This is a genomic window from Treponema sp. OMZ 305 (genome assembly GCF_024181325.1).
In the GTDB taxonomy this organism is placed as follows: domain Bacteria; phylum Spirochaetota; class Spirochaetia; order Treponematales; family Treponemataceae; genus Treponema.
On sequence record NZ_CP051300.1, the window covers coordinates 553,401 to 565,455 of the forward strand.

General features: G+C 46.5%; 9 protein-coding genes. 4 read left to right on the forward strand and 5 right to left on the reverse strand.

The window, feature by feature from the left end:
• Nucleotides 1–9: 9 nt before the first annotated feature.
• The 4 genes from lepA to argS all read right to left on the reverse strand — a co-directional run bounded on the left by lepA (nt 10) and on the right by argS (nt 5,644).
• Nucleotides 10–1,815 carry a translation elongation factor 4 gene (lepA, locus tag ABK01_RS02525; protein WP_253676140.1) on the reverse strand — a complete coding sequence of 602 codons (1,806 nt, stop codon included), beginning with the start codon at nt 1,813–1,815 and terminating at the stop codon, nt 10–12.
• A gap of 64 nt (nt 1,816–1,879) precedes the next feature.
• Nucleotides 1,880–2,872, reverse strand: coding sequence for a hypothetical protein (locus ABK01_RS02530; RefSeq protein WP_253676141.1), 993 nt, complete (start codon nt 2,870–2,872; stop codon nt 1,880–1,882).
• Nucleotides 2,869–3,795, reverse strand: a complete 927-nt coding sequence (locus ABK01_RS02535) for a DUF58 domain-containing protein (protein WP_253676142.1) — start codon at nt 3,793–3,795, stop codon at nt 2,869–2,871. The genes ABK01_RS02530 and ABK01_RS02535 overlap by 4 nt, the downstream gene beginning before the upstream one ends.
• Before the next feature lie 85 nt (nt 3,796–3,880).
• Nucleotides 3,881–5,644: an arginine--tRNA ligase gene (argS, locus tag ABK01_RS02540; RefSeq protein WP_253676143.1), complete on the reverse strand. Its 1,764-nt coding sequence runs from the start codon at nt 5,642–5,644 to the stop codon at nt 3,881–3,883.
• Between the two features lie 320 nt (nt 5,645–5,964).
• Here argS and arcA point away from each other — a divergent pair, with 320 nt between their 5' ends.
• The 4 genes from arcA to ABK01_RS02560 all read left to right on the forward strand — a co-directional run bounded on the left by arcA (nt 5,965) and on the right by ABK01_RS02560 (nt 11,002).
• On the forward strand, nt 5,965–7,191 hold the full coding sequence (gene arcA, locus ABK01_RS02545; protein WP_253676144.1) for an arginine deiminase: 1,227 nt from the start codon (nt 5,965–5,967) through the stop codon (nt 7,189–7,191).
• A 248-nt stretch (nt 7,192–7,439) separates the two neighbouring features.
• Nucleotides 7,440–8,432 carry an ornithine carbamoyltransferase gene (gene argF, locus ABK01_RS02550; protein WP_016523105.1) on the forward strand — a complete coding sequence of 331 codons (993 nt, stop codon included), beginning with the start codon at nt 7,440–7,442 and terminating at the stop codon, nt 8,430–8,432.
• A 19-nt stretch (nt 8,433–8,451) separates the two neighbouring features.
• Nucleotides 8,452–9,396: a carbamate kinase gene (gene arcC, locus ABK01_RS02555; protein WP_253676145.1), complete on the forward strand. Its 945-nt coding sequence runs from the start codon at nt 8,452–8,454 to the stop codon at nt 9,394–9,396.
• Between the two features lie 184 nt (nt 9,397–9,580).
• Nucleotides 9,581–11,002 (forward strand): YfcC family protein, encoded by a 1,422-nt coding sequence (locus tag ABK01_RS02560; protein WP_253676146.1) that lies wholly within the window; start codon nt 9,581–9,583, stop codon nt 11,000–11,002.
• 133 nt (nt 11,003–11,135) lie between these two features.
• Here the strand turns inward: ABK01_RS02560 and ABK01_RS02565 are convergent, their stop codons facing one another.
• Entirely contained in the window at nt 11,136–11,774 is a 639-nt protein-coding gene (locus tag ABK01_RS02565; RefSeq protein WP_253676147.1) for a hypothetical protein, read from the reverse strand.
• Nucleotides 11,775–12,055: the final 281 nt, after the last annotated feature.

The following is a 12,055-nucleotide window of genomic DNA, read 5'->3' on the forward strand; positions in this document are numbered from 1 at the left end:
CTCAAACCGCTATTCGCTCTTGGTTTTGAGTACCGAAAGGAAGGCAGACTGCGGCAGCTCCACATCGCCGACCATCTTCATGCGCTTCTTTCCCTCTTTCTGCTTTTCAAGGAGCTTGCGTTTGCGGGTAATGTCGCCGCCGTAGCACTTTGCCAGCACGTCCTTGCGCACCGGATTAACCGTTTCCCGTGCGATAACTTGGCTGCCGATTGCGCCTTGAATAGCGATTTTGAACTGCTGGCGCGTAATTTCTTCCTTTAGCTGCTCGCACACGTGGCGCGCCTTGTTGTAGGCGTTGGGTTTATACGAAAGCTGCGCAAGTGCGTCCACCGGTTTGCCGTTCAGCAGAATATCAATTTTAACCAGCTCCGTCGGGCGCATTTCGATTACTTCATACTCAAATGACGCGTAGCCGCGGCTGATGCTTTTAAGCCGGTCGTAAAATTCAAACAGCACTTCCGCAAGCGGCATTTCATACGTAACCTCTACCCGTTTTTGGTCAAGGTAGTTCATATTGGTCTGCACGCCGCGTTTTTCGATGCAGAGGGAGATAATATTACCGAGGTATTCCGTCGGAGTGATGATATTCGCTTTGATATACGGCTCATCAGCCGAGGCGATCTTACCTTCGTCGGGGTATTCGGCGGGGTTGTCGCAGATCATCGTTTCTCCGTTCCGCAGGTGGATGCGATACTGCACGGACGGCGCGGTAAAGATAACCGCTTGGTCGAATTCCCGTTCAAGTCGCTCTTGCACAATCTCCAGATGGAGCAGCCCCAAAAAGCCGCAGCGGAACCCGTGTCCAAGCGCAACGGAAGAGTCTTTTTCGTAGGTGAGGCTTGCGTCATTGAGCTTGAGCTTGTCAAAGGCATCGCGCAGCTGTTCGTAGTCGTTGGTGTCGACGGGATACACGGAAGAAAACACTACGGGCTTAACCGCTTTAAACCCTGCACGGGGTTCCGCACAGGGGCGTGCCGCATCGGTGATCGTGTCGCCGACTTGCACATCGGAGACTGTTTTAATCCCCGCGATAATGTAGCCGACTTCTCCGGCACGGAGAGAATCCCGCTGCACAAGGTCAAGGATAAAAACACCGGTTTCTTCTACACGGTATTCAGCATTGCTGTGCATAAAGCGGATGGTCATGCCGGGCTTTACCGTCCCTTCAAACACCCGCAGGTGGATAATAACGCCGCGGTATGCGTCGTAGTGGCAGTCGAAGATGAGCGCCTGCAAGGGCGCTTCTGCGGAACCGGTCGGCGGCGGAAAGTGTTTTACAATAGCTTCAAAAAGCGCATCGATATTTTTGCCGGTCTTTGCCGAAACCGCAACGGCGATATCGGAATCAAGCCCTAAATCGTGATCAATCTGAGCAGACACTGCCGGAATATCCGCCGCCGGTAAATCGATCTTGTTGATGACCGGCAGAATTTCGAGGTTATGCTCAAGCGCAAGGTACATATTGGAAAGTGTTTGAGACTCCACACCCTGCGTCGCATCTACAATCAAAATTGCCCCCTCGCAGGATGCAATAGCGCGGGAGACCTCATACGTAAAGTCAACGTGTCCGGGAGTGTCGACAAAGTTTAAAAGATAATCCTGCCCGTCGGCGGCACGGTACGGGATGGTAACCGCTTGGCTTTTGATAGTGATGCCGCGCTCCCGTTCAATGTCCATGTTATCGGTCATCTGCGCCCGATAATAGCGTTCGTCGATAACCTTTGCTTTTTCTATAAGACGGTCGGCAAGCGTAGACTTTCCGTGATCGATATGAGCAACAATACAAAAATTGCGGATATGGTCGATTGAATACATAGGTTCTCTATAGTATTGGAAATACGGGCGGCTGTCCAGAGCGCGCATTTATAGCTATGAATTCTTAATTATGAATTATTTCGATGAGTAGGGCGCATTCAGCTTCCGCTTTTTCGGCAATGCGCGGGACTTGTTTAAGCATATCCTGAGAAACGGCAGTATAGTTGCGGATTAGATCAGTGGGGGTACTTGCAAAGCGCTGTTGTTCCAGCATAGCATAAAAGATGTAAAATAGATCGGCAATATTTCGTTTTGGAGCAAATAGTTCCGTAAGGGTTTTCGTTAACTCCGTGTATGTCGCGCTTAAAAAATATGCTTCATCCTTTGTTGGGGCTTCACAGGTATTGTCCATATACAAAGCCCATATATAGTTGCGAAGACAGCGATCAATGCCCGCATACCAGCTTTCTATGGCGCTTTTCGTATTTTGAGAAACTTCGCCGACAATCGAGTTCATATCCGCAGAAACCGGATTTGTATCGAAAGCTGCACCGAGCGGAGGCATGTGTTTTTGAATTTTCCGTGCTGCTTTATATAATCGCTTTAGCTGCTTACGCAGTACCGCCAGCCGTTTTCTTGCCGTGCCAAGTGTTTTTTTTCGTAGTTTACGAAGCAGCTGCCATACTCCGGTACCTACCGCCGCAAGCAGCCCGACACTTATAATCGCCGCGCCGTATAATAAAAAATCGGTTCCCGGCGGTAATAGCGGCGGCTTCGGCGGCTGAAGGCTTACCCGTTCGCCGGTTCCTAAGAGTGAAGAAACGGAGATTGCCGGAAGTTTACGGTGTAATTGTAAGAAAGTAAGAGCGGGGAACTCAATTTCGCCTGTTTCCCATGGGACGAATGTAATGGCGAGGTAGTACCCTGTTTCCCGTTTCACAATCATGATTTCGTTGATTGTCATTACGTCGCTTTGCGTCATGCCTTTAAGCGGAATAGGTACGGCAGCAGTAAAGCCGCTCGCGGTTAAAGATTTGTATTCTTTTTCGGACAACGGGAAAAGAAACTGCGCCGTATCGCCGACAAAGATACGCTGAGGAATGAGTACCCCGTTCATAATGCCGTATCCGCTTGCGGCCGGTATCGGCTAAAGGGGTGAATACCGTATTTGCCGGTCAAAAAAAATTGATTCAAGAGCTTTACCGTATTGCCGTCGTATGGTAGCACGAGCGGATATGCTCCGCAGCGTATACAGGTATTTTCCCATTGTTGGGTGTCCTCGGCTATACGACGGATGCGTTCTTGCCGAAACTGATGGGAATTGGTCGGTAATAGCCGCTCCAACCCCGTTTCTGGGTCGGCAAAGCGTAATATCCCTGCGGCGGGCAGCGCTTCATCATAAGGGGCTGTGATACGGATTGCTGCAACGTCATGACGGCGCGCCAATAGACCCAACTCTTTTTCAAAATTTTCTACTTTAAAATCGGAGAGAATAATAACGAGCGCCCGCTGCCGTAGCAGCTTTGCCGCCGCTTCAAGCGCAGGCGCTAGGGCTGTTCCTTTACTTTTAGTGCCCGAAACGGCAATCCGTTCCAGAGCGCTCAGTATATGCAAGCTTGGCTCTCTTCCGCGCCGGAGCTGGAATATTCGCGCAACCTTTCCGTCAAAAGCGAGGAGTCCCGTATAGCTATGTAAGTGTTCCGCTGCAAAGGTGATCAGCGCTGCTGCTTCCAATAGTTTTTCTTGCGGTGAATCAATAGTACAGCCTGCTTCCATCGAAGCGGAAACATCGGCAATCAAAAAAAGCCGCAAGTCCCGTTCTTCACGGTAGAGCTTCACAAAGGTTTTGCCGCTCCGTGCCATCAAGTTCCAGTCGATACTGCGGATATCATCCCCCGCTTCATATTCACGCAGTGCATCAAACTCAATGCCTCTGCCGCGAAAATGACTGCGGAAGCTTCCGGCTTGCATTCCCTGCGCGATGGAGAGCGCTGCCAGCTGTAACTGTTTTGACCGTTCCGCTAAATAACCGGTTTTCATCTGCCTCGTATCCGGAATCGGCAGCTGCTTCGTGAGCATCTGCGCAGATGTCCGCTCCCCGTACAATTGTTAAAAGGCTGCTCGCTTACATAACCTCAAGGAAAGGAACAATCACAAGTCCTGTTGCATTTTTCAGTACGATATATACGGCTTTTGCAAGCGCAAGCCGGGTTGCAGCAACATCGGGATCTTCCGCACCGAGGATGGGGCAGTCATGATAGAAGCGGCTAAACAGCTTGCAGAGGTCGTAAAGATAGCTTGTTATCAGCATCGGTGCATACTGGGCGGCGGCCTTGTCTACTTGAGCGGGAAATTCTTCCAGTTTTTTCAGTAATTCCCATTCTATATCGGAGCTAAGCAGTTCCGGCTTGCAAACGCCTGCCTTCGCTTTTTTGCCTTCTTCCGTATCAGCCTTGCGTAAAATAGAAGAAATACGCGCACCCATGTATTGGATATACGGGCCGGTGTTGCCGTTGAACGAAAGAGACTCCGAAGCATTGAACAGCATATCTTTTATTGTGTCCACTTGGAGCAGGAAGTAGTGCAATGCGCCGAGCGCGACCTTTTCCGCAACTTCTTCGGGATTGCCTACTGCGTCTTCACGGCCTTTGGATGCAATCTCTTTTAACGCGCTGTTCTTAAGCTCGGTAATAAGATCGTCCGCATCTACAACGGTACCTTCGCGGCTCTTCATCTTACCTTCCGGAAGGTTCACCATACCGTAAGCGAGGTGATATAAGCCGCTGTACCATTCGTAGCCGAGCTGCTTCATAATATAGAAGAGCACTTTAAAGTGATAAATTTGCTCGTTACCGACGACATAGATGAGCTTATCAAACGGCCATTCAGCGTGGCGGGTTATTGCAAGCCCGATATCCTGCGTGATGTATACGGATGTTCCGTCTCCGCGCAGAAGCAGTTTCTTTTCAAACCCGATCGATTTAAGGTCTATCCAAATGGAACCGTCCTCATCTTTATAGAAAATACCTTTCTTTAAGCCTTCCAGAATTTCGGCACGTCCCTTGCGGAATACATCGCTTTCAAAGAAAAGCTTATCAAACGAAACACCGGTGCGGTTATATGTTTGTTCAATACCCTGCAGCGCCCAGCCGTTCATCGTCTTCCACAGCTTCATTGTTTCAGGATCGCCCGCTTCCCATTTTCGCAGCATCTCCTGCGCTTCATCTTCGGCTTCGGGATGATCTTTGCTGTATTTGTGAAACTGAACATACATATCGCCGACAAACTTATCGGGTTTTATGCCTTCCTTTACAGGATCGATACCGTTTCCGAAAAGTTTATACGCGAGCATCGATTTACAGATGTGTACGCCGCGGTCGTTGATGATGTTGGTTTTGTATACATCCGCTCCGCTGAACTGGAGAATGCGGGAGAGGCTTTCGCCGATAGCGTCATTACGCAGGTGTCCGAGGTGCAGCGGTTTATTGGTGTTAGGGCTTGAAAACTCAACCATGATTTTTTTACCGGCAAGGGTCGTTGTCTTTCCGTAGTTTTCATTCTCGCTAATAATGGTGTTGAGAATCTGAGCAGCCGTTTCACCCTTGGGCAAAAAGACGTTAATATACGGCCCCACCGCTTTCACTTCTCCCTTTCCTTTGAGGGCAGCATCGGCTTGCAGCTTGGGTAACAGTTCCGTTGCTATTTTAGCAGGAGCGGAACGCAATGTTTTTGCAAAACTAAAAAGCGGAAAACCTAAATCGCCCAGATTCGGATCGGGCGGCGTTTCCATTGCAATTCGCTCCGCCGTAACGGCTTCGGCGCCTTCAGGCAGCATCGATGTAAGTGCGCGTGCAATACTTTCTTTCCATAATAACCGTATATCGTTCATAATTACCTCACTTATAGGAACCGCTAAAAGATTTCGTTTTTAGAGATGCCTTTGTGTTTCTGATTTAGGAAAAACCTCCGGAATTATCGATTATAAGAGGCTCATATCAGTATAGAAAATTCCGTGGCTTAGTGCAAGAGTATTTATAATTATGAATTTGCTCTAATTTTATTGTAAATTTTGCTTGCATTTAAGAAAAACTGTGTTATAATTATTTCTATCTTTTGCAGGGAGACTCGGCTGATAGTGTTTTTTTACGCGAAGCAGCCTTTGGGCGGTATAGTTACCGCATCCTGCACTATAAGTTATAGGAGGCTTATATGTCCGTATTGAGTGTTACCAGTGAAATTAAAAAGCTGCGTAAAGTATTGCTTCATAGGCCTGGTGCCGAACTACTTCATTTAACTCCCGACACCTTAGGCGAACTGCTGTTTGACGACATTCCGTTCCTTAAAGTCGCTCAGGCAGAACACGACGCCTTTGCCAAGATTTTGAGAGATAACGGAGCCGAAGTTCTGTACCTCGAAGACCTTGCCGCAGAAGCAATTAAAAAACCCGAAATTAGAACAAAGTTTATTGACCAGTTTATCAACGAAAGCGATGTTTATTCCGAAAAGTACAAGGAAAGTCTTCGCGAACTGCTGAACAACATCAAAGATAATAAACAACTGATTTTAAAAACGATGGAAGGCATCGATATTAAGGAACTTAATATCAAAGGTAATGCCTCATTAGTTGACTTTGTCGGCGATTCCGATTCGTCAATGATTGTCAACCCCATGCCTAACCTGTATTTTACCCGCGATCCTTTTGCTACAATCGGAAACGGCGTAAGCTTGAATAGAATGTTCTCCGTTACTCGTAACCGCGAAACAATTTATGCCGAATATATTTTCGATCATCATCCCGATTATGCAGGAAAGGTTCCCAAGTTCTATGATCGCTATGATCCGCCCCACATCGAAGGCGGCGATATCCTCAATATAAACGAAAAAGTTTTAGCCATCGGTATTTCGCAGCGCACCACAGCAAACGCGATCGACCTTATCGCAAAAAAGATTTTCTTTAACAGCGATTTGAAGATTGAAACGATCCTCGCGTTTGACATTCCCGTAAGCCGCGCATTCATGCACTTGGATACGGTATTTACGCAGATCGATCACGACAAATTTACCATCCATCCCGGTATTCTCGGCCCGCTCCGCGTATTCACCATCACCAAAGGCGCTGCAAAAGACGAGTTGAAAATTGTCGAAAATGATACAACGCTCGAAAAAACGCTCGCTCAGTACACCGGTACCGGCCATGCAGAGCTTATTCAGTGTGCAGGCGGTGACAGGATTGCAGCAGCGCGCGAGCAGTGGAACGACGGTTCGAACACGCTGTGTATCAGCCCCGGAACAATCGTTGTCTACGAAAGAAACGATGTTACCAACGAAATCCTCGCGAAGCACGGACTGAAGGTTCTGACAATGCCGAGTGCGGAACTTTCACGTGGACGCGGCGGCCCCCGCTGTATGAGTATGCCGCTCGTACGCGATAACTAAATCGTATATCGTTTCATAATAATACCGATGTCGCTTTCTCAAGTTCAGCTCAATGCTAAAGCTGCGATGTCGGTATGCTTGTACTGCGGCATTGTCAAATTAGAACCGCTGTGGTACAATCGCACCGTGGGAAGCGTCCTGTATAGAGGGCGTTTCCCATATTCTTTCATTACTGGAGCTGTCAAAAATGAGAGGTTTTTGGACAGTTTCCTTAATTTTAAGCGCTATAACAATAGCAAGGAGTTTTTATGGGTGTGAATCTTTTAGGACGCAGCTTCTTAAAGTTGTTGGATTTCAGCTCAGCAGAAATCAGGTATTTGTTGGATCTTTCAAAAGAATTAAAAAAATTGAAGATGACACATACCCCGCACGATCACTTAAAAGGAAAAAACATCGTATTACTGTTTGAAAAAACCTCAACGCGCACACGCTGTTCTTTTGAAGTTGCCGCAATGGATTTAGGTATGGGTTCAACCTTCCTTGATCCGGTCAGCTCTCAGATGGGGCATAAAGAAAGCATCGAAGATACCGCACGGGTTTTAGGTCGTATGTATGATGGTATCGAATATCGCGGATTTAGCCAAGAAATCGTTGAAAAACTGGCAAAACATTCCGGCGTTCCGGTTTGGAACGGCTTAACCAATGAATTCCATCCCACTCAGATGCTTGCAGACGTACTCACCGTTGAAGAGCACTTCGGTCATTTAAAAGGCATCAAGCTGACCTTTGTCGGCGATGCACGCAACAATGTTGCTAATTCATTGATGGTCGTATGTGCAAAGATGGGTATGCACTTTACCGCATGCGGCCCCAAGGACTTGTTCCCCTCCGCCGATTTGGTAAAAACCGCTGAAGCAATTGCAAAAGAAACCGGCGCAACCATCACGCTTACCGATGATGTAGAAAAAGGCTGCAAAGATGCAGACGTATTGTATACCGACATTTGGGTATCGATGGGCGAGCCCGACAGCGTATGGGAATCCCGCATTAAGCTGTTGAGCAAATATCAGGTGAACAAGAAGATGATGGCTCTTGCCAACCACAACGCAATCTTCCTGCACTGCTTGCCCTCGTTCCACGATCTGAATACGAAAGTCGGACGCGAAGTGAACGAGAAATTCGGTATTCCCGAAATGGAAGTAACCAACGAAGTCTTTGAATCGGTACAGTCAAAGGTATTCGATCAGGCCGAAAACCGTATGCATACTATTAAAGCGGTTATGTATGCGACCTTAAAGTAAAGCGAGCGGCAATACGAATATGAAAAAAGAAAGAATTGTCGTAGCGCTCGGCGGGAATGCGCTTGGAAACAATCCGCAGGAGCAGCTTGCGTTAGTAAAAGAGACGGCAAAATCGATTGTCGCATTGGCAGAAAACGGCTATGAAATCGTTATCGGACATGGTAACGGGCCTCAGGTCGGTATGATTAATTTGGCGATGGATTATGCAGCGAACGGGAGTGCAGGGACTCCTGCGATGCCGTTTGCCGAATGCGGCGCTATGAGCCAAGGATACATCGGCTATCATCTGCAGCAGGCGATCGGCGATGAGCTGAAACGACGAAATGTTAAGCGTGAAGTCGTATGCCTTATCACGCAGGTTTTGGTGTCCGAAAATGATCCCGCGTTCACAAACCCGAGTAAGCCTATCGGTATGTTCTATACAAAAGAACAAGCTGATAAAATTAAGGCTGAAAAACCTGACCAGACCTTTGTTGAGGATGCCGGTAGAGGCTACCGCCGCGTTGTTCCGTCACCGCAACCGGTCGCAATTATCGAACGCCCCGTTATCGAAGAATTAGTCGCTAAAGGGCACATCGTTATCACCGTCGGAGGCGGCGGTATTCCGGTTCTGCAAAAGGCGGACGGTTTGCACGGCGTCGATGCGGTTATCGACAAGGATAAGTCCTGCGCAAAACTCGCAGCTGATGTTAAAGCCGATAAATTGGTCATTTTAACTGCGGTTGAGCAGGTTTGTATCAACTTTAACAAACCTAATCAGCAGGCTTTAAGCAAACTGAATATTGCCGAAGCGGAAAAATACATTGCCGAAGGGCATTTTGCAAAGGGCAGCATGCTCCCCAAAGTAGAAGCATGTTTACAGTTTGTCCGCAATCACAAAGAAGGACAAGCGGTTATTACCTCGTTGGCAAATGCAGGCAATGCGCTGAAAGGCGGAAACAGTACGGTGATTACCGCAAACTAATCTATCGCGCTGACAGTCGACGCCGCGCAAGTAAGCAAATTGCTGTTTGTTGCGGCGTGTCGGTTGCTTGCCGGTACTCCGGTTAGAAAGGCGTTGTCTTTTAACCGGAGTTTGCATTGTAATCATACATATTCGTATAGATAATGAATGCAAACCGGTTTTTAAATAAATTGGAGGAAAAAAAATGGGAAAAGATAAAAAAAAGAGGGCGTCCCTCTCGGCATTCTCGATCCTGTACATTATTTTACTTGTACTGGCTGTAATCACATGGATTATTCCCGATGTACAAAACGCAACGCTTGGAACAATCGTTATGGCGTCTTACAATGGGTTTGCCAATGCGCTTGACGTTTGTTTCTTCGTATTGGTACTCGGCGGTTTCTTGGGTATCGTAACAAAAACCGGCGCTCTTAACGCAGGTATCGCTCACCTTGTAAAAAAATTAAAGGGTAATGAGCTCATCCTTATTCCGATCCTGATGACGCTGTTCTCAATCGGCGGCACGACCTACGGTATGTCCGAAGAGACCGTAGCTTTCTATGGACTGTTGGCGGCAACGATGGTCGCTGCCGGTTTTGACTCGATGGTAGGCGCTGCAACCGTATTGCTTGGCGCCGGTGTAGGCGTTCTCGGTTCAACGGTAAACCCCTTTGCGACCGGTATTGCTATTGACAGCGTTAACAAGAGCTTTGAAGAACTCGGCATTCAGAGCAGTGTAAACAACGGTGTAGTTATCGCGTTGGGTATTGTTCTTTGGCTTTCTTCTCTCATCATAGCATGCGCGTTTGTAATGTCTTATGCAAAGAAAGTAAAGCGTGATAAAGGTTCTACCATTCTTTCCTTGCAGGAACAAGAAATCATGAATGCGGAATTTACAAAGAAAGATACGGACGTTGAAGTTGCCTATACCGGAAAAATGAAGTTTACGATGGGTGTTTTCGCATTCGGTTTCTTCGTAATGATTATTTCCGTTATTCCGTGGGATAAGTTCAATGTTACCGCATTCCAAGGTTGGTCTTCTTTCCTGACAGGCGCTGCAATCGGTGAATGGTGGTTCGGCGAATTGGGTATGTGGTTCTTTATCATCGGTTTGATTATTGCATTTATCAATAGATTTACCGAAAATGAAATTGTTTCCGCATTTATGGAAGGCGCAAAGGATATTATGGGCGTTGTTCTCGTTATCGCTGTTGCACGTGGCGCTTCCGTATTGATGGGTGAAACCGGTTTGGATAAGTATGTTCTTGAGCATGCTTCACAAGCGTTGGAAGGTTTGCCGGCATTTGCATTTGCACCGCTTTCATACATCCTGTATGCTTTGCTGTCATTTGTTATCCCATCAACCTCCGGTTTGGCAACCGTATCAATGCCGATTATGGGACCGCTTGCGCAGAACTTAGGCTACAACCCCGCTGTTATGGTTATGATTTTCTCTGCAGCATCCGGTATCCTGAACCTCTTTACCCCCACAAGCGGTGTTGTTATGGGTGGTCTTGCAAGTGCTCGTATCCAATACAGCACATGGCTCAAGTTTGTCGGTAAGATACTTGCTGTACTGTTTATCGTCAACCTTGTCGTTCTGACTGTAGGAATGATGGTTCTTTAAAAATAATCTTTAGGCGTAAAAGCCTGATGTATCGGACATCTAAAAATTTCGGTTTTTACGGTGTCTATCATATTTAACGAAAACAGCCTATTAACCCGTTTGGATTAATAGGCTGTTTTTTTATACATGCTGTTTATTGATAAATCTCTATCGTAACCTTATCTTTTAAAAGATGCATAATCGGTATCTCGATTAGATATTCATCGTATAAATCAAGATAACTTACTTCTGTAGTTTTTTTTGACCTTTTAAGAATAACTTTACTGATAGAAGGCATGCAGGATTTACTGACCAGTAGCCGATATTTGCTGGCTGCTAAAAACAATTGAAACATTTCGTTATCGGTTTGTGAGGAATCATCACCTTGCAGCGAACCGACGTAAATTGACATTTTCTTTTTTGCATATTTCGGTATAAAGTCAATATCCTCTGCATTAATGGCTTTAAGTATGTCCTTATTTTTATAGTTGAGATTTATATCGATAAGGTATCCGACATTGACCTGATCATTTATCTTTGTTATTTTTGCACCGAATTGCTCATATTCTTTCATATCCGATGTGCTGAATTCGGAAAAAAGCTCATCATAATTAACAGGAGCATTATTCTGCATAGCTGCCGCCATCTCCAATATCGCTTTTGCGACAGTAATGCTGATGGTGTTTTGATCCGTTCCGTCACTTTTACGAGTGACATGTTGGACGATGTCGATACAGCCTGTTAAACTTAGACAGCATAATCCGATACAAATACCAAGTCCTATTTTTTTCATACAAAACTCCTTTCTATGATTCTATAAGGTGCTAGATGACATGTCAATGCCGCGCCGTAACAGTCCTGAGGGATGTTGTAAAGGGCAAGCGTTCCAATCTTGTGTTATACTCGCCTCACAAAAATATTTTTAGCAAAACGCGCTCTTCCCTACTTGAAGCTCGTGGAAACTGCAAAAGAAAGTATTAAGCATTAGAATTGATGCCTGTGTGGCAATATCCGCGATGGAATATTCCGTATTGTGTAATTCCAGTACAAAAGCGCATCAATGCAACAGTTTCC

Bases quoted from the DNA above. Each gene is read 5' to 3' on its own strand.
- lepA (WP_253676140.1), bottom strand. From the start codon at position 1,815: ATGTATTCAATCGACCATATCCGCAATTTTTGTATTGTTGCTCATATC.
- ABK01_RS02530 (WP_253676141.1), bottom strand. From the start codon at position 2,872: ATGAACGGGGTACTCATTCCTCAGCGTATCTTTGTCGGCGATACGGCG.
- ABK01_RS02535 (WP_253676142.1), bottom strand. From the start codon at position 3,795: ATGAAAACCGGTTATTTAGCGGAACGGTCAAAACAGTTACAGCTGGCA.
- argS (WP_253676143.1), bottom strand. From the start codon at position 5,644: ATGAACGATATACGGTTATTATGGAAAGAAAGTATTGCACGCGCACTT.
- arcA (WP_253676144.1), top strand. From the start codon at position 5,965: ATGTCCGTATTGAGTGTTACCAGTGAAATTAAAAAGCTGCGTAAAGTA.
- argF (WP_016523105.1), top strand. From the start codon at position 7,440: ATGGGTGTGAATCTTTTAGGACGCAGCTTCTTAAAGTTGTTGGATTTC.
- arcC (WP_253676145.1), top strand. From the start codon at position 8,452: ATGAAAAAAGAAAGAATTGTCGTAGCGCTCGGCGGGAATGCGCTTGGA.
- ABK01_RS02560 (WP_253676146.1), top strand. From the start codon at position 9,581: ATGGGAAAAGATAAAAAAAAGAGGGCGTCCCTCTCGGCATTCTCGATC.
- ABK01_RS02565 (WP_253676147.1), bottom strand. From the start codon at position 11,774: ATGAAAAAAATAGGACTTGGTATTTGTATCGGATTATGCTGTCTAAGT.